The sequence below is a fragment of the Pseudomonas sp. USHLN015 genome (assembly GCF_037153275.1).
GTDB lineage: Bacteria > Pseudomonadota > Gammaproteobacteria > Pseudomonadales > Pseudomonadaceae > Metapseudomonas > Metapseudomonas tohonis.
Window position 1 is genome coordinate 517,319 of the sequence record NZ_JBBCKP010000001.1, and the last position, 24,197, is coordinate 541,515.

The 24,197-nt window shown below is 66.7% G+C and carries 24 protein-coding genes; 13 read left to right on the plus strand and 11 right to left on the minus strand.

Annotated elements, in window-relative coordinates:
- Positions 1–31 precede the first annotated feature (31 nt).
- Together choX and WFQ67_RS02455 are read left to right on the plus strand one after the other, a co-directional pair.
- Positions 32–958, plus strand: a complete 927-nt coding sequence (gene choX / locus WFQ67_RS02450; protein WP_213627426.1) for a choline ABC transporter substrate-binding protein — start codon at positions 32–34, stop codon at positions 956–958.
- A 374-nt stretch (positions 959–1,332) separates the two neighbouring features.
- Positions 1,333–2,892, plus strand: a complete 1,560-nt coding sequence (locus tag WFQ67_RS02455) for a SulP family inorganic anion transporter (RefSeq protein ID WP_337056083.1) — start codon at positions 1,333–1,335, stop codon at positions 2,890–2,892.
- Between the two features lie 61 nt (positions 2,893–2,953).
- Here the strand turns inward: WFQ67_RS02455 and aroE are convergent, their stop codons facing one another.
- Complete coding sequence (aroE, locus tag WFQ67_RS02460; protein WP_337056084.1) at positions 2,954–3,778, minus strand: shikimate dehydrogenase; 825 nt, start codon at positions 3,776–3,778, stop codon at positions 2,954–2,956.
- Complete coding sequence (hemF, locus tag WFQ67_RS02465) at positions 3,778–4,698, minus strand: oxygen-dependent coproporphyrinogen oxidase (protein WP_173174669.1); 921 nt, start codon at positions 4,696–4,698, stop codon at positions 3,778–3,780. The genes aroE and hemF overlap by 1 nt, the downstream gene beginning before the upstream one ends.
- 156 nt (positions 4,699–4,854) lie before the next feature.
- Here hemF and WFQ67_RS02470 point away from each other — a divergent pair, with 156 nt between their 5' ends.
- On the plus strand, positions 4,855–5,832 hold the full coding sequence (locus WFQ67_RS02470; RefSeq protein WP_271104379.1) for a quinone oxidoreductase family protein: 978 nt from the start codon (positions 4,855–4,857) through the stop codon (positions 5,830–5,832).
- On the opposite strand, the gene WFQ67_RS02475 is transcribed toward WFQ67_RS02470, so the two are convergent.
- The 3 genes from WFQ67_RS02475 to WFQ67_RS02485 form a co-directional block, all read right to left on the minus strand.
- Positions 5,833–6,390: an L-threonylcarbamoyladenylate synthase gene (locus tag WFQ67_RS02475; protein ID WP_173174665.1), complete on the minus strand. Its 558-nt coding sequence runs from the start codon at positions 6,388–6,390 to the stop codon at positions 5,833–5,835.
- 40 nt (positions 6,391–6,430) lie between these two features.
- The gene (dprA, locus tag WFQ67_RS02480) at positions 6,431–7,525 is read right to left on the minus strand and encodes a DNA-processing protein DprA (RefSeq protein ID WP_337056085.1); all 1,095 of its coding nucleotides are present in this window, start codon (positions 7,523–7,525) and stop codon (positions 6,431–6,433) included.
- An 83-nt stretch (positions 7,526–7,608) separates the two neighbouring features.
- Positions 7,609–8,634, minus strand: a complete 1,026-nt coding sequence (locus WFQ67_RS02485; protein ID WP_111259252.1) for a LysM peptidoglycan-binding domain-containing protein — start codon at positions 8,632–8,634, stop codon at positions 7,609–7,611.
- A 141-nt stretch (positions 8,635–8,775) separates the two neighbouring features.
- Here WFQ67_RS02485 and def point away from each other — a divergent pair, with 141 nt between their 5' ends.
- The 6 genes from def to WFQ67_RS02515 all read left to right on the plus strand — a co-directional run bounded on the left by def (position 8,776) and on the right by WFQ67_RS02515 (position 13,788).
- A complete protein-coding gene (gene def, locus WFQ67_RS02490; protein WP_213627412.1) occupies positions 8,776–9,282 on the plus strand; it encodes a peptide deformylase in 507 nt (168 codons plus the stop codon).
- Positions 9,283–9,349: 67 nt separating this feature from the next.
- Entirely contained in the window at positions 9,350–10,294 is a 945-nt protein-coding gene (fmt, locus tag WFQ67_RS02495) for a methionyl-tRNA formyltransferase (RefSeq protein WP_337056086.1), read from the plus strand.
- Entirely contained in the window at positions 10,291–11,604 is a 1,314-nt protein-coding gene (gene rsmB / locus WFQ67_RS02500) for a 16S rRNA (cytosine(967)-C(5))-methyltransferase RsmB (RefSeq protein WP_337056087.1), read from the plus strand. Before fmt ends, rsmB begins: the two co-directional genes overlap by 4 nt.
- A gap of 11 nt (positions 11,605–11,615) precedes the next feature.
- A complete protein-coding gene (gene trkA, locus WFQ67_RS02505) occupies positions 11,616–12,989 on the plus strand; it encodes a Trk system potassium transporter TrkA (protein WP_021219935.1) in 1,374 nt (457 codons plus the stop codon).
- Between the two features lie 38 nt (positions 12,990–13,027).
- Positions 13,028–13,348, plus strand: a complete 321-nt coding sequence (locus WFQ67_RS02510; RefSeq protein ID WP_337056088.1) for a tetratricopeptide repeat protein — start codon at positions 13,028–13,030, stop codon at positions 13,346–13,348.
- An 8-nt stretch (positions 13,349–13,356) separates the two neighbouring features.
- Positions 13,357–13,788 carry a hypothetical protein gene (locus WFQ67_RS02515; RefSeq protein ID WP_271104375.1) on the plus strand — a complete coding sequence of 144 codons (432 nt, stop codon included), beginning with the start codon at positions 13,357–13,359 and terminating at the stop codon, positions 13,786–13,788.
- Here the strand turns inward: WFQ67_RS02515 and WFQ67_RS02520 are convergent.
- From WFQ67_RS02520 to WFQ67_RS02530, 3 genes are all read right to left on the minus strand, one after another.
- The gene (locus tag WFQ67_RS02520; protein ID WP_173174637.1) at positions 13,785–14,048 is read right to left on the minus strand and encodes a PilZ domain-containing protein; all 264 of its coding nucleotides are present in this window, start codon (positions 14,046–14,048) and stop codon (positions 13,785–13,787) included. The genes WFQ67_RS02515 and WFQ67_RS02520 overlap by 4 nt on opposite strands.
- Before the next feature lie 94 nt (positions 14,049–14,142).
- Positions 14,143–15,030 carry a lysophospholipid acyltransferase gene (locus tag WFQ67_RS02525; RefSeq protein ID WP_173174635.1) on the minus strand — a complete coding sequence of 296 codons (888 nt, stop codon included), beginning with the start codon at positions 15,028–15,030 and terminating at the stop codon, positions 14,143–14,145.
- Between the two features lie 82 nt (positions 15,031–15,112).
- Positions 15,113–15,664, minus strand: coding sequence for a DNA-3-methyladenine glycosylase I (locus WFQ67_RS02530; protein ID WP_173174633.1), 552 nt, complete (start codon positions 15,662–15,664; stop codon positions 15,113–15,115).
- 207 nt (positions 15,665–15,871) lie between these two features.
- On the opposite strand from WFQ67_RS02530, the gene glyQ reads away from it, so the two are divergent.
- The 4 genes from glyQ (at position 15,872) to WFQ67_RS02550 (ending at position 20,269) form a co-directional block, all read left to right on the plus strand.
- The gene (glyQ, locus tag WFQ67_RS02535; protein ID WP_111259243.1) at positions 15,872–16,819 is read left to right on the plus strand and encodes a glycine--tRNA ligase subunit alpha; all 948 of its coding nucleotides are present in this window, start codon (positions 15,872–15,874) and stop codon (positions 16,817–16,819) included.
- The gene (gene glyS / locus WFQ67_RS02540; protein ID WP_337056089.1) at positions 16,816–18,870 is read left to right on the plus strand and encodes a glycine--tRNA ligase subunit beta; all 2,055 of its coding nucleotides are present in this window, start codon (positions 16,816–16,818) and stop codon (positions 18,868–18,870) included. The genes glyQ and glyS overlap by 4 nt, the downstream gene beginning before the upstream one ends.
- A 78-nt stretch (positions 18,871–18,948) precedes the next feature.
- Positions 18,949–19,485 (plus strand): D-glycero-beta-D-manno-heptose 1,7-bisphosphate 7-phosphatase, encoded by a 537-nt coding sequence (gene gmhB, locus WFQ67_RS02545; protein WP_213627400.1) that lies wholly within the window; start codon positions 18,949–18,951, stop codon positions 19,483–19,485.
- A gap of 13 nt (positions 19,486–19,498) precedes the next feature.
- Positions 19,499–20,269, plus strand: a complete 771-nt coding sequence (locus WFQ67_RS02550; RefSeq protein WP_173174629.1) for a lysophospholipid acyltransferase family protein — start codon at positions 19,499–19,501, stop codon at positions 20,267–20,269.
- Positions 20,270–20,398: 129 nt separating this feature from the next.
- Here WFQ67_RS02550 and WFQ67_RS02555 read toward each other — a convergent pair whose 3' ends face one another.
- The 3 genes from WFQ67_RS02555 to recF form a co-directional block, all read right to left on the minus strand.
- On the minus strand, positions 20,399–20,590 hold the full coding sequence (locus tag WFQ67_RS02555; RefSeq protein WP_173174627.1) for a hypothetical protein: 192 nt from the start codon (positions 20,588–20,590) through the stop codon (positions 20,399–20,401).
- 79 nt (positions 20,591–20,669) lie between these two features.
- Positions 20,670–23,090 carry a DNA topoisomerase (ATP-hydrolyzing) subunit B gene (gene gyrB, locus WFQ67_RS02560; RefSeq protein WP_337056090.1) on the minus strand — a complete coding sequence of 807 codons (2,421 nt, stop codon included), beginning with the start codon at positions 23,088–23,090 and terminating at the stop codon, positions 20,670–20,672.
- Positions 23,087–24,196 carry a DNA replication/repair protein RecF gene (gene recF / locus WFQ67_RS02565; RefSeq protein WP_213627396.1) on the minus strand — a complete coding sequence of 370 codons (1,110 nt, stop codon included), beginning with the start codon at positions 24,194–24,196 and terminating at the stop codon, positions 23,087–23,089. Before recF ends, gyrB begins: the two co-directional genes overlap by 4 nt.
- Position 24,197 lies beyond the last annotated feature (1 nt).

A 24,197-nucleotide genomic window follows, 5' to 3' on the forward strand; every position in this document is an offset into this window, starting at 1 on the left:
CCGGCCACACCTCCACTCACAAGGAAAAGGCATGAAGACCACCACCACGCTGTTCGCCGCCACGCTGCTCTGCAGCGCCCTGATCGCCACCGCCCACGCCGAGGACGCCCGCTGCGCGACCGTGAAGCTGGGCGACCCGGGCTGGAGCGACATCGCCGTCACCAACGGCGTCGCCCGCCTGCTCCTCGACGGCCTGGGCTACAAGGCCGAGACCCAGACCCTGGCGGTGCCGATCATCTTCGCCGGCCTGCAGAAGGGCCAGGTGGACGTCTTCCTCGGCAACTGGATGCCGGCCCAGCAGAGCAACTACGACAAGTTCGTCGCCTCCGGCGAGGTGGACAAGGTGGCGCAGAACCTCGGTGGCACCGAGTACACCCTGGCCGTGCCGAGCTACGCCTATGACGCGGGGGTGAAGACCTTCGCCGACCTGGACAAGCACGCCGACAAGTTCAAGCACACCCTCTACGGCATCGCCGCCGGCTCCCCGGCCAACATCTCCATCCAGGACATGATCAAGGGCGACGAATTCGGCCTCGGCGACTGGAAGCTGGTGGAATCCAGCGAGCAGGCGATGCTGGTGCAGGTGGGCCGTGCGGTGAAGCGCAAGGACTTCGTGGTGTTCCTGGGCTGGACGCCGCACCCGATGAACGTGCAGTACGACATGAAGTACCTCAAGGGCGGCGAGAAGTACTTCGGTGAAAGCGGCACGGTGAACACCCTGGCGCGCAAGGGCTACGCCCAGCAGTGCCCCAACGTCGGCAAGCTGCTGGCCAACCTGGCGTTCACCCAGGAGATGGAGAACGCGGTGATGAACGAAGTGCTGAGCAAGAACGCCGGCAACGACGAGGCGGTGAAGGCCTGGCTCAAGGCCAACCCGCAGGTGGTCGAGGGCTGGCTGCAGGGCGTGACCACCCGCGAGGGCGGCGACGCACTGGCGGCGGTGAAGGCGAAACTGTGATTCATGGGGCCGATGGAATGGCCCTTTCCACAAGAGGTGGCGTACGGTCGCTGCCCGTCGCGAGTGAAAATCCAGGTTCTCAAGGCGCGGATTTGCTTTTGGTGCCCTGGAAGGGTGCGCAACCCGACATCGGAGTTGCAGCCCGCGACTCACTCCGGACGTAGGGTGTGCTGCGCGCACCTGGGACTCGCCGGAAGCACCGTGCGGCGGTGCGCATGGCACACCCTACGGCACGAGCGCATCCTGTCGACGCCTCGGCTCGAATCGTCACGGGCAGAACCGATGTCTGATGACCACGTCGTAAGGACGTGGTTTCCCACGTTCGAATGAATTCGCCCACCCACACTGCCGACGAGACCGGGCCCCGTCCCACGATGAAAATCACCACCCTCTTCCCCTTCCTCGACTGGCTGCCCCGGACCACCGGGCGCAGCCTGGGGCGTGACGCACTGGTCGGCCTGACCGGCGCCATCCTCGCCCTGCCGCAATCCATCGCCTATGCGCTGATCGCCGGCCTGCCAGCGGAATACGGCCTCTACGCCGCCGTGGTGCCGGTGATCATCGCCTGCCTCTGGGGCTCGTCCTGGCACCTGATCGGCGGCCCGACGGCGGCGATCTCGGTGGTGCTGTTCGCCAGCGTCAGCCCCCTGGCCCTGCCCGGCAGCGGCGACTACATCGCCCTGGTACTGCTGCTGACCTTCCTCGCCGGGCTGTTCCAGTGGCTGCTCGGCGCATTGCGCTTCGGCGCGCTGGCCAACTTCGTCTCGCAGTCGGTCGTGATCGGCTTCACCGGCGGCGCGGCGCTGGTCATCGCCCTGGGGCAGATTCCCAACCTGCTCGGCCTGCCGAGCCTGGAGGGCCGCGCCACGGCGCTGCAAGGTGCACTGGAGCTGGCGGGGCACGTGCGCGAGGTGCATGGGCCATCCGTACTGGTGGCCATGGCCACCCTGGTGGTGACACTGCTGCTGCGGCGCTTCGCCCCGCGCCTGCCGGCGCTGCTGCTGGGCCTGGTGGCGGGCAGCCTGCTGGTGCTGGCGCTGCCCGGGAGCATGGCCGGCGTGCCGCTGGTGCCGCCTTTCGAGGGCCGCCTGCCGCCGTTCACGGCCTTGCGTTTCGACCTCGACGACATCCTCCGCCTGCTGCCTTCGGCGGTGGCCTGCGGGCTGCTCGGCCTGGTCATGAGCCTGTCCATCGCCCGGGCCCTGGCCACCCAGTCGCAGCAGGTGCTGGACGCCAACCGGGAAACCCGTGGCCAGGGCCTGTCCAACCTGGTCGGGGCCTGGTTCTCCGGCTACCTCTCCAGCGGCTCCTTCACCCGCTCGGCGCTGAACCTGCAGGCCGGCGCCCACTCGCCCCTGGCCGGGGTGTGCTCGGCGCTATGGGTGGCGCTGTTCGCCCTGGTGGGCGCCGGCCTGATCGCGCATATCCCGCTGCCGGCGATGGCGGCGAGCATCCTGCTGATCTGCTGGAACCTGATCGATGTGCCGGGCATGCGCCAGCTGTGGCGGGTGAGCCGGGCGGAGTTCGTGGTGATGGCGCTGACGGCCCTCGCCACGCTGGTGCTGGAGCTGCAGACGGCGATCTATGCGGGGGTGCTGGCGTCGCTGTTCTTCTACCTCAAGCGCACCTCGCGGCCGCGCGTGCTGCAATCGGGTGATGCCGAGGAGGAGGTGCTGCGCATCGAGGGCTCGATCTTCTTCGGCGCCTGCCCCTACGTGCAGCGGCTGATCCAGCGCAGCCTGGGCAAGCGCCTGGTACTGGACGCCCACCACATCAACTTCATCGACTTCGCCGGGGTGAGCCTGCTGCACAACGAGGCCCGTCGCCTGCACGGGCAGGGCCGCACCCTGGTGCTGCGCCGCGCCCGGCCGCAGGTGGAACGCGAGCTGCGCAAGCTGGAGGACGAGCAGAGCCGGTTGGTGATCGAGGGCTAGAACGGGCGCAGCAGCATGGGTTTCGCTGCGCTCTACCCATCCTACGCCCGGGACGATCCACTCAGCCCTGGGCGAGCAGCCGGCGCAGCTCGGCGAGGACCGGTGCGGTATCCGGGCGCACACCGCGCCAGAGCAGGAAGGCTTCGGCCGCCTGCTCCACCAACATGCCCAGGCCATCGAGGGTGCGCACGGCGCCCTGCTCATGGGCCCAGCGGTTGAAGGCGGTGGTTTGAGCGCCGTACATCATGTCGTAGCAGACCGTGTGGCCGGCCTTGATCAGGCTTGGCGAGATCGGCGGCAGCTCGCCGGCCAGGCTCGCGGAAGTGCCGTTGACGATCAGGTCCACCGGTTCTTCCAGCCAGTCGAAACCACTGGCCAGCACCGGACCCAGGTCGGCGAACTCACGGGCCAGCTGCTCGGCCTTCTCCACCGTGCGGTTGGCCACCACCACCGCCGCCGGGCGCTGCGCCAGCAGGGGTTCGAGCACGCCGCGCACGGCACCACCGGCGCCGAGCAGGAGGATGCGCTTGCCGGCGAGTTCGAGCCCGGCGTTGCGCACCAGGTCGCCCACCAGGCCGGCGCCGTCGGTGTTGTCGCCCAGCAGGCGGCCGTCATCCAGGCGCTTGAGGGTGTTCACCGCGCCGGCGCGACGAGCGCGCTCGCTGAGGCTGTCGGCCATCTGGAAGGCCTGTTCCTTGAAGGGCACGGTGACGTTGCCGCCCAGGCCCTGCGCGAAGAAGGCGCGGGCGAAACCGGTGAAGTCGTCCAGGGGCGCCAGCAGCGCCTCGTACTCCAGCGCCTGGCCGGTCTGCGCGGCGAACAGGCGGTGGATCAGCGGCGACTTGCTGTGGCCGATGGGGTTGCCGAAGACGGCGTAGCGGTCCATCAGAGCCCCGCCTCCCCGAGCCAGTTGCGGTCCTGCAGGAAGTACTCCGTCAGGCGCGCTTCCTCGCTGCCCGGCTCGGGCTTCCAGTCATAGCCCCAGCGCACGTGCGGCGGCAGGGACATGAGGATGGATTCGGTGCGCCCGCCCGACTGCAGGCCGAACAGGGTGCCGCGGTCGAACACCAGGTTGAATTCCACGTAGCGCCCACGGCGGAAGGCCTGGAATTCGCGCTGCTGCTCGGTGAAGGGGGTGTTGCGACGCTTGCGCACGATGGGCAGGTAGGCCTGGATGTAGGCATCGCCTATGGCACGCATGAAGGCGAAGCTGGTGTCGAAGTCCCATTGGTTCAGGTCGTCGAAGAACAGGCCGCCGATGCCGCGCGGCTCGTTGCGGTGCTTGAGGTGGAAGTAGCGGTCGCACCATTCCTTGTAGCGCGGGTAGACGTCCGCGCCGAAGGGGGCGCAGGCGTCGCGGGCGACCTGGTGCCAGAGCACGCAGTCTTCCTCATGGGCGTAGTAGGGGGTCAGGTCGAAGCCGCCGCCGAACCACCAGACCGGCTCCTCGCCTTCCTTCTCGGCGATGAAGAAACGCACGTTGGCGTGGGAAGTGGGGATGTGCGGGTTCTCCGGGTGGATCACCAGGGACACGCCGAGGGCCTGGAAGCCACGGCCGGCCAACTCCGGGCGATGGGCGCTGGCCGAAGGCGGCAGGCTGCTGCCGAACACATGGGAGAAGTTGACCCCGCCCTTTTCGATCAGCTTGCCGTTCTCCAGCACGCGGGTGCGGCCGCCACCGCCGGCGGGGCGCTCCCAGGCGTCCTCGACGAAGCCGGCACCGCCGTCCTCGGCCGCCAGTTCGGCACAGATACGGTCTTGCAGATCGAGCAGGTAGGCCTTCACGGCCTCAATGTGTTTACTCACGTCGAATGCACCTTGGATCGGCTTGCGCGCGCCGCAGGACGGGGCTTGCAGGGAAAAAAGAGGGCGCAAGCATACCACCGCGAGCGGCTCGCGGTGGCTTGACGCCGATCAAGCGGAAGGCTTGGATTGAGGCTTTTCCCGGAAGGAGAGTCGACCATGGCCAGGCGTGTGCAGTTTTCCCAGTACGGCGGTCCCGAGGTGCTCGAACTGGTGGAGGCGCCAGTCGCCGAACCCGGCCCTGGCCAGGTGCGGGTACGCAACCACGCCATCGGCCTCAACTTCATCGAGACCTATTTCCGCAGCGGGCTCTACCCGGCGGCGTCGCTGCCCTCCGGGCTGGGCAACGAGGGCGCGGGCGAGGTGGATGCCGTGGGCGCGGGCGTCGAGCACCTGAAGGTGGGCGACCGGGTCGGCTACGGCACCGGCCCCCTGGGCGCCTACGGCGAGTACCACGTGCTGCCGGCGGCCAACCTGGTGAAGCTGCCGGACGCCATCGGCTACGAGCAGGCCGCCGCGGTGATGCTCAAGGGCCTGACGGTGCAGTACCTGCTGCGCCAGACCCACGCGCTGAAGGCCGGCGAGACGGTGCTGTTCCATGCCGCCGCCGGGGGTGTCGGCTCCATCGCCTGCCAGTGGGCCAAGGCCATCGGCGCGCGCCTGATCGGGGTCGCCGGTTCCGCCGAGAAGGCCGAGCGTGCCAAGGCGCTGGGTGCCTGGGCGTGCATCGACAGCAGCCGCGAGGACGTGGTGCAACGGGTGCTGGAGCTGACCGACGGGCGCAAGTGCCCGGTGGTCTACGACTCGGTGGGCAAGGACACCTGGGAAACCTCGCTGGATTGCGTGGCCCCGCGCGGCCTGCTGGTGAGCTTCGGCAACGCCTCGGGGGCGGTCACCGGGGTCAACCTCGGGGTGCTGGCGCAGAAGGGGTCAATCTACGTGACCCGGCCCACCCTGGGCAGCTACGCCGACACCCCGGAGAACCTGCAGGCCATGGCCGACGAGCTGTTCGGGATGATCGCCAGCGGCGCACTGAAGGTGGAGATCGGCCAGCGTTATGCACTGGCCGACATCGCTCGCGCCCATGCCGACCTGGCCGGCCGGCGCACTCGCGGTTCGAGCGTGCTGCTGCCCTGATCAGGAAGCGCGCACGACCCGCCCGGTGACCAGGTCGCGGATGGTGCTGGGGTTGCGGCGCCCACCGAGGGCGCCGCAGAGCACGGCATCCAGCTCGCCGGGGAAGTACTGCTGCACGCGCAGGCGCGATACGGCGGAGGGCCGCCCGGCGGGGTTGGCGGAAGTGGAGACCAGCGGGCCGACCTCGGCGCACAGGCGGCGCACCAGGGGGTGGTCGCTGACGCGCAGGGCGACGCTGTCGTGCTTGCCGGTGATCCACTCGGGCAGCATGTCCCGGTGCGGCACCAGCCAGGTGTTGGGACCGGGCCAGGAGGCGGCCAGCGTCTCCTTCCAGGCATCGGGCAGGTCATCGAGGAGGAAATCGAACTGCTCGATGGCGTCGGCCACCAGGATCAGTCCCTTCTCCACCGGGCGCGCCTTGAGCGCCAGCAGGCGATAGACGGCCTCCTCGTTCCAGGGGTCGCAGCCGAGCCCCCACACGGCCTCCGTCGGATAGGCGATCACACCGCCGCCCCGTACCACCCGCGCCACTTGCTGAACCTGCCAGTTGCTGACCATTGCCCACTCCCGGAAAAACGATGGCGCGAGTGTACAGGCCTCAACCGCGCCGATGAACCCAGAGCCCGGCGTCACGGGCGATGCAGCCATCGAGCTCGAGGTCGGTGAGCGCGGCCAGTACGCGGGGCAGGTCCCAGCCGCTGGCGGCGGCCAGGGCCTCGCTGCTGTACGGCGCGGCGCGCAGCAGGTCGAGCAGGGCGTGGTCACGCAGCTGGGCTCTCGGCTCGGCGGGATCGGGCGCAAGCGCCTGCCAGCCGCGCAGGGCCTCGAGCACGTGGCCGACGGTTTCCACCAGCGTGGCGCCGTCGCGGATCAGCTGGTGGCAACCACGCGCCCCGGGATGATGGATGGAGCCGGGGATGGCATAGACCTCGCGCCCCTGCTCGGCGGCCAGGCGCGCGGTGATCAGCGAGCCGCTGGCAGGGCTTGCCTCCACCACGAGAACGCCCACGGAGAGCCCGCTGATGATGCGGTTGCGGCGGGGGAAGTTGCTGGCCTGGGGCGCGCAGTCCAGCGGCAGCTCGGAAACCAGCGCGCCGCCGCCGGCGACTATCGCCTCGGCCAGGCCCTTGTGCCGGTTCGGGTAGATGCGCTCCAGGCCCGTGCCGAGCACGGCGACCGTATGCCCGCCGGCATCCAGCGCGCCCTGGTGGGCGGCGCCGTCGATCCCGAGGGCGAGGCCGCTGGTGATGCAGAAGCCTCCGGCCGCCAGGCTGCGGGCGAAGGCATGGGCGTTATCCAGCCCGGCCCGCGAGGCGCGACGGCTGCCGACCATGGCCAGTTGCGGACGCTCGAGCAGCGTCGGGACGCCACGGACGAACAGGAGCGGCGGCGCGTCGGGCAGCTCGGCGAGCAGGGCGGGGTAGCGGGGGTCGTCCCACATCAGCAGGTGGTTGTCCGTCGCGTCCAGCCAGGCCAGTGACCGGGCGGCGCGGTTGCGTACCTCCTCACTGCGCCGGGGGCCGGCGCAGGCGTCGGGCAGGCGCAACGAACGCCAGGCGGCGGCAGGGGCGCTGAGGGCGGCGGAGGCACTGCCGAAGGCGTCGATCAGGATGCGGAAGCGGCGGGGGCCGAGTTCGGGAAGGCTGTGCAGACGCAGGCGTGCTTCGAGTTCGGCCGGGGAGGGGGGCGGCATGGGATCGTCCTTGACCAGCGCCGCGCAGGGCGGCAGGCCGCCCTGTATACAACAAGCCCCCGTAGGACGGGGGCTTGGTTTGCTTAGGGATTGTGCACCTTGTCCATCACCGCCAGCTGTCGGCTGGCCGCCAGGACCAGCCCGTAGCTGAGCTTGTCGTAGGTGCGGAACACCATCAGCAGGCCGGCGCGCTCGTCGGGGATCTTCACCGATTCGCCGGTGATGCGGTCGCGCACGGTCTCGCCGGTCTTGTAGACCGCCAGCACGTTGCCTTCGACCAGGCCGTCGCGCTTGCCCTTGTTGATGGTCACCACGTCGAACTGGCCGATCTGGTTCACGCCGCGCGGCACGTCGAGGATCAGGCCCTTGACGTCGGTGGTCGGCGAGCTGGGCATGAAGGTGGAGTTCACCGAGCGCTGTTCGGTCGGGAACAGGCGGTCGCCCAGGCGGACTTCCTGGGTCGAGCGGGTGAGGGTCATGGTCGCCACGTCGCCTTCCTGGGCGACCAGGTCACCGCCACCGATATCGTCGGCGTTGATGCCGAGGAATTCCTTGGTATCGGGATCGATGTAGGTCTTGCCCTGGCGGAAGATGCCGTAGGTGGGGTTCTGCTCGTCGAAGCTGCCGCGAGCGTAGACGCGGTCACCCGCGCCGCTCACCACGCGCTCGGCATTGCCGGCGACGATGTAGGGAGCGCCGTTGAACTGCTCGGGCGTGTCGACGATGCGATTGCTCAGCAGGAAGCTGTTGATGGCTTCGAGCGGGATGGTCGGAATGGCTTCGGCCATCGGCGTGCTGCGCACCTGGGGCGACAGCTTGATGGTGCCGCGGGATGCGCCGCGATCCAGCATCAGGCGAGGCTGGCCGTCGACGTAGACGAGGCTCAGGGTGTCGCCCGGGTAGATCAGGTGCGGGTTCTCGATCTGCGGGTTGGCGTGCCAGATTTCCGGCCACTTCCAGGGTTCGCGCAGGAACTTGCCCGAGATATCCCAGAGGGTATCCCCGCGCACTACCGTGTAGTGCTCCGGGTGGCCATCCTTGAGTTCCACCGCAGCCTGTGCCAACCCACTGGCAGCAAGGAGCAGCAGGGCGAGTAGTGATTTCCTCATGCGGTGAATCCCTTTATTATGTGCGTTCACGCGAAACGGCCTGAAAGCCGCCCCAACCGGGCTTTGCAGGCGTTTTTCAATGCTGCTCATCATCTTAGCAGCGGATTTTGACTTTATTCTACAAGTGCATCACAAACGCATATGGCGATCTTGAACATCCTCGAATTTCCCGATCCACGCCTGCGTACCATCGCCAAACCGGTGGACGTGGTGGACGACGCTGTGCGCCAGTTGATCGACGACATGTTCGAAACCATGTACGACGCACCGGGTATCGGCCTCGCCGCCACCCAGGTCAACGTGCACAAGCGCGTGGTGGTGATGGACCTGTCCGAAGACAAGTCGGAGCCCATGGTCTTCATCAACCCCGAGTTCGAATCCCTGACAGACGAGATGGACCAGTACCAGGAAGGCTGCCTCTCGGTGCCGGGCTTCTTTGAGAACGTCGACCGCCCGCAGAAGGTCCGCATCAAAGCCCTGGACCGCGACGGCAAGCCTTACGAACTGGTTGCCGAAGGGTTGCTCGCGGTGTGCATCCAGCACGAGTGCGACCACCTCAACGGCAAGCTGTTCGTCGACTACCTGTCGACCCTCAAGCGTGACCGGATCAAGAAGAAGCTGGAAAAGCAGCACCGCCAGCAGGCTTGATCGCCGAACCCCAAAGGCTTGCTCCGGCAAGCCTTTTTCTTTTTCAGAGTGACCAAGTGAGCCCCGCATGACCCAAGCCCTGCGCCTCGTCTTCGCCGGCACCCCGGAATTCGCCGCCGAGCACCTCAAGGCCCTGCTCGATACGCCGCACAGCATCGTCGCCGTCTACACCCAGCCCGATCGCCCGGCGGGTCGCGGCCAGAAGCTGATGCCGAGCCCGGTCAAGCAGCTCGCCCTGCAGCACGGCATTCCCGTCCTGCAGCCGCCCACCCTGCGCGATGCCGACGCCCAGGCCGAGCTCAAGGCCCTCGGTGCCGACCTGATGGTGGTGGTCGCCTACGGCCTGATCCTGCCCCAGGTGGTGCTCGACACCCCGCGCCTCGGCTGCATCAACAGCCACGCCTCCCTGCTTCCACGCTGGCGGGGCGCCGCGCCGATCCAGCGCGCGGTAGAGGCCGGCGATGCCGAGAGCGGCGTGACCGTGATGCAGATGGAAGCGGGCCTGGACACCGGGCCGATGCTGCTCAAGGTCGCCACCCCGATCTCCGCCGAAGACACCGGCGGCACCCTCCATGACCGTCTCGCCAGCCTCGGCCCGCAGGCCGTGGTGCAGGCCATCGCCCAGCTCGCCGCCGGCACCCTGGTGGGCGACGTGCAGGACGACGCCCTGGCCACCTACGCGCACAAGCTGAACAAGGACGAGGCACGCCTCGACTGGAGCCGCCCCGCCGATGAGCTGGAACGCCTGGTTCGCGCCTTCAATCCCTGGCCGATCTGCCACAGCACCCTCGGCGGCGAGCCGCTGAAAGTGCTCGCCGCGCAGCTCGCCGACGGCAGTGGCCAGCCCGGGCAGATTCTCGCCGCCAGCAAGGATGGCCTGACCGTGGCCTGCGGCAGCGGCGCCCTGCGCCTGACCCGCCTGCAATTGCCCGGCGGCAAGCCGCTGAATTTCGCCGACCTGTTCAACAGCCGCCGCGAGCAGTTCGCCGCCGGCCAGGTGCTCGGCGCATGAACCCACGTCTCGCCGCGGCCCGCGCGCTGACCGCCGTCCTCTCCGGCAAGGCCTCGCTGGGCGGCAGCCTGCCCGCGCAGCTGGACAAGGTCGACCCGCGCGACCGCGGCCTCGCCCAGGACCTGGCCTTCGGCGCCGCGCGCTGGCAACCACGCCTCGGCGCGCTGGCCGAGCGCCTGCTGCAAAAGCCCTTCAAGACGGCCGACAAGGACGTGGAGGCGCTGCTGCTGGTCGGCCTCTACCAGCTGTTCTACAGCCGCATCCCCGCCCATGCCGCCATCGGCGAGACCGTGGGCGCCGCCGAGAAGCTGAAGAAGCCCTGGGCCAAGGGCCTGCTCAACGCCGTGCTGCGCAATGCGCAACGCGATGGCGAGGCGATCTTCGCCGAACTGGAGCGCGACCCGATGGTGCGCACCGCCCACCCGCGCTGGCTGCAGAAGGCACTCAAGGCCGCCTGGCCCGAGCACTGGGAGGCCATCTGCGCCGCCAACAACGCCCACCCGCCGCTGATCCTGCGGGTCAACCGCCGCCATGGCGAGCGCGATGCCTACCTCGCCGAGCTGCGCACGGCGGGCATCGAAGCCGAGCCCTGCGAATTCAGCCGCGACGGCATCCGCCTGATCGAAGCGCGTGACGTGAAGACCCTGCCCGGCTTCGCCGAAGGGCGCGTCAGCGTGCAGGACGAAGCCGCGCAACTGGCCGCCGACCTGCTCGAACTCGCCCCCGGCCAGCGCGTGCTCGACGCCTGCTGTGCCCCCGGCGGCAAGACCTGCCACCTGCTGGAAGCCCAGCCCGGCCTGGCTGGCGTGGTGGCCGTCGACCTGGAGGAAAGCCGCTTGGCGCGGGTACGCGAGAACCTCCAGCGCCTCGGCCTGGAGGCCACGCTGATCGCCGCCGATGGCCGCGATACCGGCGCCTGGTGGGACGGCAAGCCGTTCCAGCGCATCCTCCTCGATGCCCCCTGTTCGGCCACCGGGGTGATCCGCCGCCATCCGGACATCAAGCTGACCCGCCAGGCCGAGGACATATCCGCCCTGGCGCAGCTGCAGGGCGAGCTGCTCGATGCCCTCTGGCCGACCCTGGAGGTCGGCGGCATCCTCGTCTACGCCACCTGTTCCACGTTGCCGAGGGAGAACAGCGAGAACATCGCCGCCTTCCTCCAGCGCACCCCTGGCGCGCGCGAACTGGACATCGCCGGCACCTTCGGCCTCAAGCAGCCCCACGGGCGCCAGTTGCTGGCCCGGGAGAACGGCCACGACGGCTTCTACTATGCCAAGCTGATAAAGATCGCCGCCTCACCGCGCGGCTAACGGAGCGATCAGTGAAGATCATCATCCTCGGTGCGGGACAGGTCGGCGGCACCCTCGCCGAGCACCTGTCCGGCGAAGCCAACGACATCACGGTGGTGGACACCGACGGCGACCGCCTGCGCGACCTCGGCGACCGTCTCGATATCCGCACCGTGCAAGGGCGGGGTTCCTTCCCCACCGTGCTGCGCCAGGCCGGCGCCGACGACGCCGACATGCTGGTGGCGGTGACCAACAGCGACGAGGTGAACATGGTGGCCTGCCAGGTCGCCTACACCCTGTTCCATACGCCGACCAAGATCGCCCGCGTGCGCGAGGCGGCCTACCTGACCCGAGCCGGCCTGTTCGACAACGAGGCCATCCCGGTCGACGTGCTGATCAGCCCCGAGCAGGTGGTCACCAACTACATCAAGCGCCTGATCGAGTACCCCGGCGCCCTGCAGGTGATCGACTTCGCCGAGGGCAAGGCCCAACTGGTGGGCGTCAAGGCCTACTACGGCGGCCCGTTGGTGGGGCAGGAGCTGCGCCAGTTGCGCCAGCACATGCCCAACGTCGATACCCGCGTCGCCGCGATCTTCCGTCGCAACCGCCCGATCACGCCCCAGGGCGACACGGTGATCGAGGCCGACGACGAGGTGTTCTTCATCGCCGCCAAGGCGCACATCCGTGCGGTGATGAGCGAGATGCGCCGTCTGGAGGACAGCTACAAGCGCGTGGTCATCGCCGGTGGCGGCCACATCGGCGAGCGCCTGGCGGAGGCCATCGAGAGCCGCTACCAGGTGAAGATCATCGAGATGAACCCGGCCCGCTGCCGCTACCTCTCCGACACCCTCGACAGCACCGTGGTGCTGCAGGGCAGCGCCTCCGACCGCGACCTGCTGGTAGAGGAGAACATCAACGATGCCGACATCTTCCTGGCGCTGACCAACGACGACGAGGCCAACATCATGTCCTCGCTGCTGGCCAAGCGCCTGGGCGCGCGCAAGGTGATGACCATCATCAACAACCCCGCCTACGTCGACCTGGTGCAGGGCGGCGACATCGACATCGCCATCAGCCCGCAGCTGGCCACCATCGGCACCCTGCTGACCCACGTGCGCCGTGGCGACATCGTCAGCGTGCACTCCCTGCGCCGCGGGGCGGCCGAAGCCATCGAGGCCATCGCCCATGGCGACGCCAAGTCGAGCAAGGTGGTGGGCCGCATGATCGAGGACATCGCCCTGCCGCCGGGCACCACCATCGGCGCCATCATCCGCAACGACGAGGTGCTGATCGCCCACGACGATACGGTGATCGAGTCCGGCGACCATGTGATCCTGTTCCTCGTCGACAAGAAGTACATCCGCGACGCCGAGCGTCTGTTCCAGGTGGGCCTCACCTTCTTCTGAGGCCTGCCCGCCGGATCGCCGCCAACAAGGAGAGCGCCATGCTCGAAGGACTGGAGAAGATGCTCGCCAAGGGCACCGACAACCCGCTGCTGCGCTTCGGCCTGGGCAAGGGCTACCTCGACCAGGGCGACGCCATCCGCGCGGCCGGGCACCTGGCCCGCTGCGTGGAGCAGGACCCGAAGTACTCCGCCGCCTGGAAGCTCCTGGGCAAGGCATTGCAGGCCAGTGGTGACGACTCGGCTGCCCGCGAAGCCTGGGAACGCGGCCTGGACGCCGCCCGGGCCCATGGCGACAAGCAGGCCGAGAAGGAGATGTCGGTGTTCCTCAAGCGCCTGGACCGCGAGGCGCCCGCCAGTTGAGCGCCCTCATGCGGATGCATCGTCCCTTCGCCCTCGCCCTGGCGCTGGCCCTGCCGCTGGGTGCCCAGGCCGCCGACCCCAGGGGCCCATTCACGGTGCTCGACGCCTCGCGCCCACTGTTCGAGGGGGTCAGTAATTCCGACATGGCGATGGCCGATGCCTGCAAGCAGTGGTCGCTGTCGCCGAAACAGGTCGAGCGCTTCTTCCAGCTGGGCGAGCTGCTCGACGGCGTGGTGCTGCACCACCAGTTCTACTGGCTGCCGTGCAGCATCGAGGGGCGCCTGCACGATGGGGCGGGGCAGGTGTGGAACTTCCGCATCAACGGCGCCGCCACGGCCACCACCTGGCGCGGCGACGGGCCGACGCGGGAAGAGTATCGCTGGGGTTGCCGCCGCAAGGGCTGTGAAGACCTGGTGCTGATGGCGGCCGAAGCGGACTAGCGGTCGAGGAAGCGCAACCCGACGCCTTCGCCGTCGGCACGCATGATCTCCATCTGCAACACCGGCGCCTCGAAGGGCAGGTCCTGCACCTGGCCGGTGACTACGGTGCCCAGCGGCAACGCAACCAGATCGGGATGACGCACATAGACGCCGCCGTCGGAGAGGTCGCGCGTCTGGGCGAAGAGTTCGCCGAAGCTCTCGTGACTGATCTTGATCCGGCACTTCATCGGAGTGCGCGGGTACTGCCGCTGGTTCGACATCGTCTGTTCGCCATCCTCAGCCGTGGTGTGCCGTTAATAGCCTAAAACCGGGGCGCCGCACAGCGGTGACGGAAAAAAGGCGCCATAAGGCGCCTCAATACCAGCGTTGCTCGCCCTCGGGGCGCTTCTTGAAACGCTTCATGCTCCACATGTACTGGGTCGGGTAGGCACGCACGTAGCGCTCCACCACGCCACTCATGGCCGCGACCGAGGTCTCGACGTCCTCGCTGTACATCGCCTCGGGCGCCGCCTCGAGTATGACCTTGAAGCCTGTGCCGTCGGGCAGGCGCAGCGCATGCAGGAACACGCCACGGGCCTTGCCGCCGGCGAGCATGCCGTGGACGAACTTGCTGGTCAGCGCGGTGGTGCCGAGGAAGGGCACGAAAAGGCCGCTGGAGAGGCTCGGCTCCGGGTCGGCCGGAATGCCCACGGCACCGCCCCGGCGCACTTCCTTGATGACGCTGAGGATGCCTTCGCGGGTGGAGGGGGCCACGCGGTTGCCCAGTTGCACGCGCTGCTTGCGCAGCAGCTCGTCCACCGCCTTCAGCTTCGGCGGGCGGTAGAAGATGATCGGTTTGCACTGGTCGCAATAGAAGTGGTTGAGCACTTCCCAGTTGCCCAGGTGGCTGGTGATGCCCACCACGCCCTTGCCGCTGGCCAAGGCCTCCTGCAGCACGTCCAGGCCTTCCACCTCGCGCACCAGGCCGATGGACTTTTGCGCAGGCCAGATCCAGGCGCAGGCGCTTTCGGTCAGGGTGCGGCCGATGTCCATGAGGCTGAGGCGGGTGCGTTCGTCCAGCTCCGCAGCGCTCAGCTCCGGGAAGCACTTGGACAGGTTGATGCGCACCACCTCGCGCGAGCGGTTCGGCAGGCGCCACATCAGCCAGCCGATGGCGGCCCCCAGGCGCTGGACCACGCCCCAGGGCAGCAGAGCGAAGAGCCGCAGAAACCCCACGACCAGCGCGCCTTTGAACTTCTCCACGGGCAACTCCAGGAATCGACGAGGCGCGTATTCTAACCAGCCGCGCGCCAGCGTCGATGACCAATTGGTCCAGACGGAGACTTCAGCCCTTCAGCGCCTGGTAGCGATCGCAGTCGGTGGTGTGGTCCATGACCATCCCGGCGGCCTGCATGAAGGCGTAGCAGATGGTCGGCCCGACGAAGGTGAAGCCGGCCTTCTTCAGCGCCTTGCTCATGGCCTCCGCCTCGGGCGTCACTGCCGGCACCTCGCCACGCCCACTGAAGTGGTTGATGCGCGGCGTGCCGCCGACGAAGGACCAGAGCAGCGCCACCGGGTCCTCCAGGCGCAGCCAGGCCTGGGCGTTCTGCCGCGCGGCCCTGAGCTTGGCCAGGTTGCGGATGATGCCGGGGTCCTGCATGCGCTCCTCGATCTCCTCGTCGCTCATGCGTGCCAGGCGCGCCGCATCGAAGCCGAACATCACCTGGCGGTAGCGCTCGCGCTTCCTCAGCACGGTGATCCACGACAGCCCGGCCTGGAAGCCTTCCAGCAGCAGCATCTCGAAGAGCCACTGCGGATCGCGCTGGGGCACGCCCCATTCGGTGTCGTGGTAGTCGATGTAGAGCGGGTCGTCGTTGCACCAGAAGCAGCGGGGCATGGCATTCCTTCCTGGAACGGGAAAAAGCGCACTATACGCACCCGACTGTATAAAAAACCAGTAATGGAAGAGCCGGAAAACGAGCGTGGGAAGCGCGCGCCGGCCGCCTGTGGATCAATCAGCGAAACGCCTGTGGCTGCTGGGTCCGGCGGGATTCGATCGGGTATACTCCCCGGCTTTGTCGCAGCCTCAGCACAGGTAAATTTCGTGAGCCAGACTATGCCTGCCGTGCGCACCTTCCAAGACCTGATCCTCGCCCTGCAGCAGTACTGGGCGGAGCAGGGTTGCGTGGTGCTGCAGCCCTACGATATGGAAGTTGGCGCCGGCACCTTCCACACCGCAACCTTCCTCCGTGCCATCGGCCCGGAAACCTGGAACGCCGCCTACGTGCAGCCCTCCCGCCGTCCGACCGACGGCCGCTATGGCGAGAACCCCAACCGCCTGCAGCACTACTACCAGTTCCAGGTGGTACTCAAGCCGAACCCGGAGAACTTCCAGGAGCTGTACCTGGGCTCGCTCAAGCGCATCGGCATCGATCCGCTGGTTCACGACATCCGCTTCGTCGAGGACAACTGGGAATCCCCCACGCTCGGCGCCTGGGGCCTGGGTTGGGAAATCTGGCTGAACGGCATGGAAGTCACCCAGTTCACCTACTTCCAGCAGGTCGGTGGCATCGAGTGCTACCCGGTGACCGGCGAGATCACCTACGGCCTGGAGCGCCTGGCCATGTACCTGCAGGGCGTGGACTCGGTCTACGACCTGATCTGGACCGACGGCCCGTTCGGCACCGTCACCTATGGCGATGTGTTCCACCAGAACGAGGTGGAGCAGTCGACCTTCAACTTCGAGCACGCCAACGTGCCGAAGCTGTTCGAGCTGTTCGACTTCTACGAGAGCGAGGCCAACCGCCTGATCGAGCTGCAGCTACCGCTGCCGACCTACGAGATGGTTCTCAAGGCCTCCCACACCTTCAACCTGCTGGATGCCCGCCGCGCCATCTCGGTGACCGAGCGCCAGCGCTACATCCTGCGCGTACGCACGCTGGCCCGCGCCGTGGCGCAAAGCTACCTGCAGGCGCGCGCGCGCCTGGGCTTCCCCATGGCCACCCCCGAACTGCGTGACGAAGTACTGGCCAAGCTGGAGGCGGCAGAATGAGTGCACAAGATTTCCTCGTCGAACTGGGCACCGAAGAGCTGCCGCCCAAGGCCCTCAAGGCCCTCGGTGACGCCTTCCTCGCCGGCATCCTCGGCGGCCTCAAGAGCGCCGGCCTGAGCCACGGCGCTGCCCGCGTCTACGCCGCCCCGCGCCGCCTGGCGGTGCAGATCGAGCAACTGGCCACCCAGCAGCCCGACCGCAGCGTCAACCTCGACGGCCCGCCGCTGCAGGCCGCCTTCGACGCCGCCGGCAACCCGACCCAGGCCGCCCTCGGCTTCGCCAAGAAGTGCGGCGTCGACCTCGAACAGATCGACAAGAGCGGCCCCAAGCTGAAGTTCAGCCAGACCATCCCCGGCCAGGCCGCGGCCGGCCTGCTGGCTGGCATCATCGAGGCCTCCCTGGCCGCCCTGCCGATCCCCAAGCGCATGCGCTGGGCGGCACGTCGCGAGGAGTTCGTGCGCCCCACCCAGTGGCTGGTCGTGCTGTTCGGCGATGACGTGGTCGAGTGCGAGATCCTCGCCCAGAAGGCGGGCCGCGAATCCCGTGGCCATCGCTTCCACCATCCCGACCAGGTGCGCATCGGCAGCCCCGCCAGCTACCTGGACGACCTGCGCGCCGCCCACGTGCTGGCCGACTTCGCCGAGCGGCGCGAAATCATCGCCCGCCGCGTCGCCGAGCTGGCGGCCGAGCAGAAGGGCAGCGCCGTGGTGCCCGCCGACCTGCTGGACGAGGTCACCGCGCTGGTCGAGTGGCCGGTCCCGCTGGTGTGCTCCTTCGAGGAACGCTTCCTCGAGGTGCCCCAGGAAGCGCTGATCACCACCATGCAGGACAACCAGAAGTACTTCTGCCTGCTGGATGCCAACGGCAAGCTGCTGCCGCGCTTCATCACCGTGGCCAACGTCGAGAGCAAGGACCCGGCACAGATCATCTCGGGCAACGAGAAGGTCGTGCGCCCGCGCCTGACCGACGCCGAGTTCTTCTTCAAGCAGGACAAGAAGCAGAAGCTCGAGACCTTCAACGAGCGCCTGAAGAACGTGGTGTTCCAGGCCCAGCTCGGCACCGTATTCGAGAAGGCCGAGCGCGTTTCAGCGCTGGCCGCCTACGTCGCCGAGCAGGTTGGCGCCGACCCGGTCAAGGCGGCCCGTGCCGGCATCCTCGCCAAGTGCGACCTGGCCACCGAGATGGTCGGCGAGTTCCCCGAGATGCAGGGCATCGCGGGCTACTACTACGCGAAGAACGACGGTGAGGCCGACGACGTCGCCCAGGCGCTGAACGAGCAGTACATGCCGCGCGGTGCCGGCGCCGAGCTGCCGCAGACCCTGACCGGGGCCGCCCTGGCCGTGGCCGACAAGCTGGATACCCTGGTGGGCATCTTCGGCATCGGCATGCTGCCCACCGGCAGCAAGGACCCCTTCGCCCTGCGTCGCCAGGCCCTGGGGGTGCTGCGCATCCTCATCGAGAAACAGCTCGACCTGGACCTCGCCGCCGCCGTGGACTTCGCCATCGCCCAGTACGGTGCCAAGGTGAAGGCCGAAGGCCTGTCCGCCCAGGTGCAGGACTTCATCTTCGACCGCCTGCGCGCACGCTATGAAGACGAAGGCGTGGATGTTGCCGTGTACCTCTCGGTGCGCGCGCTGCAACCCACCTCGGCCCTGGACTTCGACCAGCGCGTGCAGGCCGTGCAGGCCTTCCGAAAGCTGCCGGAAGCCGCCAGCCTGGCCGCCGCCAACAAGCGCGTGTCCAACCTGCTGAGCAAGGCCGAAGGCGCGGTGCCGACCAGTGTCGATGCAGCCCTGCTGCAGGAAGCCACCGAGAAGGCCCTGGCCGAGGCCGTGGCGGCCGCCGAGCGTGCCGTGCAGCCCATGGCGGCGGCTCGCTGCTACAGCGAAGCCCTGGCCCACTTGGCGAGCCTGCGCGAGCCGGTGGACGCCTTCTTCGAAGCGGTGCTGGTCAACGCCGAAGATGCCGCCGTCCGCGCCAACCGCTACGCCCTGCTGGCGAAGCTTCGCGGGCTGTTCCTCGGCGTCGCCGATATTTCGGTATTGGGATAAGCGGTTGCAAGCCACAAGCAGCAAGCCACAAGACCTGGTCTTGAGCACGCTTGCAGCTTGTGGCTTGCCGCTTGAGGCTTGTTAATGAAGTTACTCATCCTCGATCGCGACGGTGTCATCAACCAGGACTCCGACGCGTACATCAAGTCGGTCGACGAATGGATCCCCATCCCGGGCTCCATCGAGGCCATCGCGCGCCTGTCACGTGCTGGCTGGACCGTGGCCGTGGCCACCAACCAGTCGGGCATCGCCCGCGGCTACTACCCCCTGGCAACCCTCGATGCCATGCACGCACGCCTGCGCGAGCTGGTGGCGGAGCAGGGCGGGGAAGTGGGGCTGATCGTGCATTGCCCCCATGGCCCGGACGACGGGTGCGAGTGCCGCAAGCCGAAGCCCGGCATGCTGCACCAGATCGCTGCGCACTACGGCGTACCTCTGGTCGGCGTGTGGTTCGTCGGCGACAGCAGTGGTGACCTGGAAGCCGCTCGGGCCGTCGATTGTCAGCCCGTTCTGGTTAGGACCGGCAAGGGCGAGATCACCCTGGCGAAGGGTTTGCCGGGCGATACCCTGTTATTCGACGATCTGGCGGCGATAGCCGCACACCTTCTCAACTAAGGCCAAGGACACCATGACGACAGTGCAGGCAATCAGAACCTTCTTCTTCTACCTGCTGCTGTCGTCCAGCGCCTTCGTCTGGGGCACGCTGAGCTTCTTCGTCGCCCCCTTCCTGCCGTTCCGGGCCCGCTACCGCTTCGTCGTCTGGCGCTGGTGTCGCTTCGCGACCTGGCTGGCCCGGGTGGTGGCCGGCGTGCGCTATGAGGTGCACGGACTGGAGAACGTACCCGCCGAACCCTGTGTGATCCTGGCCAAGCACCAGAGCACCTGGGAGACCTTCTTCCTCTCCGGCTTCTTCGAGCCACTGAGCCAGGTGGTCAAGCGCGAGCTGCTGTTCGTGCCGTTCTTCGGCTGGGCCATGGCGCTGCTCAAGCCGATCGCCATCGACCGCAACAACCCCAAGGCCGCACTCAAGCAACTGGCCAAGCAGGGTGACGAACGCCTGAAGCAGGGTGCCTGGGTGCTGGTCTTCCCGGAGGGCACCCGCGTCCCGGTGGGGCAGATGGGCAAGTTCTCCCGTGGCGGCACGGCGCTGGCGGTGAATGCCGGCATGCCGGTACTGCCCATCGCCCACAACGCCGGCAGCTTCTGGCCCAAGGAAGGCTGGGCGAAGTACCCCGGCACCATCCAGGTCGTCATCGGACCGCTGATGTTCGCCGAAGGCACCGGCCCCCGCGCCATCGCCGAGCTCAACGACCGCGCCCACGCCTGGGTAGAACAAGCCCAGCGTGAAATCGAAGGCCAGCAACAGCCCTTGGACGAGCCGGTTTCCAGCCAGGCCTGAATTTGTGGATAAGCTGTGGATTAAATACCGGCTTTGTGCCATTTGAATCGCTGAAAGCCCCGGTTGGCGGGGCTTTCAGCAGCAACAGGAAATCTCGGGAAAAAGTGCATAAGCTTCTTTCCGATCGCGCTAACCCTTGAGGTATTTCGAGTCCAGCGCGTTGTAGCAGCGAATGATCCTGTCTCTTCCCGCCGTCGGAAATTGCTTCTCCGTCTGGGCTACCAGCACCGCCGCTTTCACCCTTCCCGAACGCACCAGTCGCTGCATGTAGGCGGCGATCTCCTCGTCGCTGGGCACTGCATTCCGATCTGCATCGCTCATCGCGTCTTCCTTCTTTCCAATCCAATAAAAAGCCCCGGACATGCCGGGGCTTCTTCTTCGAGCCATTCCAGATCCGGACTCAGACGTCGAGGTTGGACACAGCCAGGGCATTGCTTTCGATGAAGTCGCGACGGGGCTCGACCGCATCACCCATCAGGGTGTTGAAGATCTGGTCGGCACCGATGGCGTCCTCGATGGTGACCTTGAGCATGCGGCGCACGTTCGGATCCATCGTGGTTTCCCAGAGCTGCTCCGGGTTCATCTCGCCCAAGCCTTTGTATCGCTGGATGGTGTGACGCTTGGTGCTCTCCGTCATCAACCAGCCCAGGGCTTCCTTGAAGCTGGAGATGGCCTTGCGGCGCTCACCACGCTGCACGAATGCATCTTCTTCCAGCAGGTTGTTCAACTGGTCGCCGAGCGCGGTCACCATCTTGTAGTCATTGCTGGCGAAGAAGTCGCGGTTGAAGGTGATGTAGTGGGACAGGCCGTGCGCAACCTGCTCCACTTCCGGCAGCCACAGGTGGCGCTCGCGGTCTTCACGCAGGCTGGCGGAATAGGTGAGGCCCGACTTCTCGGAGGCCCTCAGGCGCTCCTGGAAGGCTTCCAGCCAGGCCTGCATGGCAGCCTGGTCAGCCAGTTGCTCCGGGCTCACACGGGGCAGGTAGATCATGTGCTCGGTGAGTTCCTGCGGGTACAGGCGCGACAGGCGCTTGAGGGTACGCATCACCACGCGGTACTCGTTGACCAGGCGCTCCAGGGCTTCACCGGCAAGGCCAGGGGCGCTCTCGTTGACATGCACGCTGGCATCTTCCAGGGCCGACTGGGTCATGTATTCATCCATGGCCTCGTCGTCCTTGATGTACTGCTCCTGCTTGCCACGCTTGACCTTGTAGAGCGGCGGCTGGGCGATGTAGATGTAGCCACGCTCGATCAGCTCGGGCATCTGACGGAAGAAGAAGGTCAGCAGCAGGGTACGGATGTGCGAACCGTCGACGTCGGCGTCGGTCATGATGATGATGTTGTGATAACGCAGTTTCTCGATGTTGTATTCCTCACGCCCGATACCGCAACCGAGCGCGGTGATCAGGGTGCCGACTTCCTGCGAGGACAGCATCTTGTCGAAACGGGCCTTCTCGACGTTGAGGATCTTGCCCTTGAGCGGCAGGATCGCCTGGGTCCTGCGGTTACGACCCTGCTTGGCAGAACCGCCCGCGGAGTCACCCTCCACTATGTAGAGTTCGGAGAGGGCAGGGTCCTTCTCCTGGCAGTCCGCCAGCTTGCCGGGCAAGCCTGCGATATCCAGGGCGCCTTTGCGGCGGGTCATCTCACGGGCCTTGCGTGCCGCTTCACGGGCGCGCGCGGCATCGATCATCTTGCCGACCACAGCCTTGGCTTCGTTGGGGTTTTCCAGCAGGAAGTCGGCGAAATACTTGCCCATTTCCTGTTCCACCGCAGTTTTGACCTCGCTGGAAACCAGCTTGTCCTTGGTCTGCGAGCTGAATTTCGGGTCCGGAACCTTGACCGAGATGATGGCGGTGAGACCTTCGCGAGCGTCGTCGCCGGTGGTGGCGATCTTGAATTTCTTCGCCAGCCCTTCCTGCTCGATGTAGTTGTTCAGGTTACGGGTCAGCGCCGAGCGGAAGCCCGCCAGGTGGGTGCCACCGTCGCGCTGGGGAATGTTGTTGGTGAAGCAGAGGATGTTCTCGTTGAAGCTGTCGTTCCACTGCAGGGCCACTTCGACGCCAACGCCATCTTCCTCGCGCTGCATGTTGAAGTGGAAGATCTGGTTCACCACGGACTTGTTGGTGTTCAGGTACTCGACGAACGCCTTCAGGCCGCCCTCGTACTTGAACAGCTCCTCCTTGCCGGAGCGCTCGTCACGCAGGACGATCCCCACGCCCGAGTTGAGGAAAGACAGCTCACGCAGGCGCTTCGCCAGGATGTCCCAGCTGAAATGGATGTTGTTGAAGGTCTGGCTGGAAGCCTTGAAGTGGACCTCCGTACCGGTGCCCTCGGTCTCGCCGACCGGGCGCAGCGGGAATTGCGGTACACCGTGGTGGTAGATCTGCTCCCAGACCTGGCCAGCGCGGCGAATGGTCAGGCGCAGCTCTTCGGAAAGCGCGTTCACCACCGACACACCTACACCGTGCAGGCCACCGGACACCTTGTAGGTGTTGTCGTCGAACTTACCGCCGGCGTGAAGCACGGTCATGATGACTTCAGCTGCCGAGACGCCTTCTTCCTTGTGGATATCCACAGGAATCCCACGGCCATTGTCTCGAACGGTGATGGATTCGTCGGTATGGATGGTGATGCTGATCTCGGAGCAGAAGCCCGCCAGCGCTTCGTCGATGGAGTTATCGACGACCTCGAACACCATGTGGTGCAGACCGGTACCATCATCGGTATCGCCGATGTACATACCGGGGCGCTTGCGTACGGCGTCCAGTCCCTTCAGCACCTTGATGCTGGAAGAGTCGTACGTGTTGTTCTCGCTCATGCTTCACTCCGATGATCAAAGGTCTGGGTGATACCGCCATGTTCCACGTGGAACATGGCTACCGGCGTATCCGTTCGCCAGCCGTCCCTCATTAGTTCTCGATCGACACAGGTGATGAACACCTGGCAATCCAAATCGTCCAGCAATCGACACAACGCGCGTCGATGCTGCTCATCCAGTTCAGACGGAAGATCGTCGACCAGATAGATACATTGGCCGTGCTTCGCCTGGTTCAACAGATGGCCTTGTGCGATTCGTAACGCACAGACCACCAGCTTCTGCTGACCACGCGAGAGGATGTCGGCCGCATTGTGCGCTCCAAAGCGCAGTCGCAAGTCGGCTCGTTGAGGGCCAGCCTGGGTGTGCCCCATCTGCTGGTCCCGGAGGAGGGAGGACGCGAGTACTTCTGCAAGCTCTCTGTCCTTGTCCCAGCCGCGGTAGTAACTCAGGCTGAGGGTGTCGAGCTCGACCAACTCACCCAGGGTGCGTTCGAAAACCGGCTTCAGCGCCTGTATGTAAGCCCTTCGGTAGCCATCGATTTCATCGCTGGCCAAGCACAGTTCCCGGTCCCAAGCCGCTTGCGAAACGGCGTCAAGTGTACCATGCCGGAGCCACGAGTTCCGCTGTCTCAGGGCCTTCTGCAGGCGTTGCCAGGCTGGAAGGAAACGAGGTTCCACGTGGAACACTCCCCAGTCGAGGAACTGTCTCCTGATCTTCGGCGCGCCTTCCAGCAAGCGAAAACTATCCGGATTGATCACCTGCAACGGCAGGGTTTCGGCGAGTTGCGCGGCGCTCTTGGCGTTCTGCCCGTCGATCCTGATCTGGAACTCACCCTGGCGATCTCGGGAAATGCCCAGGCTACTGGTACGCCCTTCAAGCAGTTCGACCTGGCCAAAAACGGTGCAGGCCGGTTGTTCATACTGGATGACTGGCTGCAGCTTGGCGCTGCGGAAGGAGCGGGCGAGACCGAGGAGATAGATCGCTTCGAGCAGGCTGGTTTTTCCGCTGCCGTTTGCGCCGTGAATGATGTTGATGCGAGGGGAGGGGGAGAGTGTCACCGGGTGCAGATTTCGCACCGCGGTGACAGTGACGCGGCTAAGGGACATC

Coding starts and splice junctions, on each gene's coding strand:
- choX (WP_213627426.1), top strand. CDS start 32: ATGAAGACCACCACCACGCTGTTCGCCGCCACGCTGCTCTGCAGCGCC.
- WFQ67_RS02510 (WP_337056088.1), top strand. CDS start 13,028: ATGCTCGAAGGACTGGAGAAGATGCTCGCCAAGGGCACCGACAACCCG.
- WFQ67_RS02550 (WP_173174629.1), top strand. CDS start 19,499: ATGACGACAGTGCAGGCAATCAGAACCTTCTTCTTCTACCTGCTGCTG.
- fmt (WP_337056086.1), top strand. CDS start 9,350: ATGACCCAAGCCCTGCGCCTCGTCTTCGCCGGCACCCCGGAATTCGCC.
- WFQ67_RS02520 (WP_173174637.1), bottom strand. CDS start 14,048: ATGTCGAACCAGCGGCAGTACCCGCGCACTCCGATGAAGTGCCGGATC.
- WFQ67_RS02555 (WP_173174627.1), bottom strand. CDS start 20,590: ATGAGCGATGCAGATCGGAATGCAGTGCCCAGCGACGAGGAGATCGCC.
- WFQ67_RS02515 (WP_271104375.1), top strand. CDS start 13,357: ATGCGGATGCATCGTCCCTTCGCCCTCGCCCTGGCGCTGGCCCTGCCG.
- WFQ67_RS02530 (WP_173174633.1), bottom strand. CDS start 15,664: ATGCCCCGCTGCTTCTGGTGCAACGACGACCCGCTCTACATCGACTAC.
- recF (WP_213627396.1), bottom strand. CDS start 24,196: ATGTCCCTTAGCCGCGTCACTGTCACCGCGGTGCGAAATCTGCACCCG.
- WFQ67_RS02470 (WP_271104379.1), top strand. CDS start 4,855: ATGGCCAGGCGTGTGCAGTTTTCCCAGTACGGCGGTCCCGAGGTGCTC.
- dprA (WP_337056085.1), bottom strand. CDS start 7,525: ATGCCGCCCCCCTCCCCGGCCGAACTCGAAGCACGCCTGCGTCTGCAC.
- def (WP_213627412.1), top strand. CDS start 8,776: ATGGCGATCTTGAACATCCTCGAATTTCCCGATCCACGCCTGCGTACC.
- WFQ67_RS02485 (WP_111259252.1), bottom strand. CDS start 8,634: ATGAGGAAATCACTACTCGCCCTGCTGCTCCTTGCTGCCAGTGGGTTG.
- aroE (WP_337056084.1), bottom strand. CDS start 3,778: ATGGACCGCTACGCCGTCTTCGGCAACCCCATCGGCCACAGCAAGTCG.
- WFQ67_RS02475 (WP_173174665.1), bottom strand. CDS start 6,390: ATGGTCAGCAACTGGCAGGTTCAGCAAGTGGCGCGGGTGGTACGGGGC.
- gyrB (WP_337056090.1), bottom strand. CDS start 23,090: ATGAGCGAGAACAACACGTACGACTCTTCCAGCATCAAGGTGCTGAAG.
- rsmB (WP_337056087.1), top strand. CDS start 10,291: ATGAACCCACGTCTCGCCGCGGCCCGCGCGCTGACCGCCGTCCTCTCC.
- WFQ67_RS02455 (WP_337056083.1), top strand. CDS start 1,333: ATGAAAATCACCACCCTCTTCCCCTTCCTCGACTGGCTGCCCCGGACC.
- glyS (WP_337056089.1), top strand. CDS start 16,816: ATGAGTGCACAAGATTTCCTCGTCGAACTGGGCACCGAAGAGCTGCCG.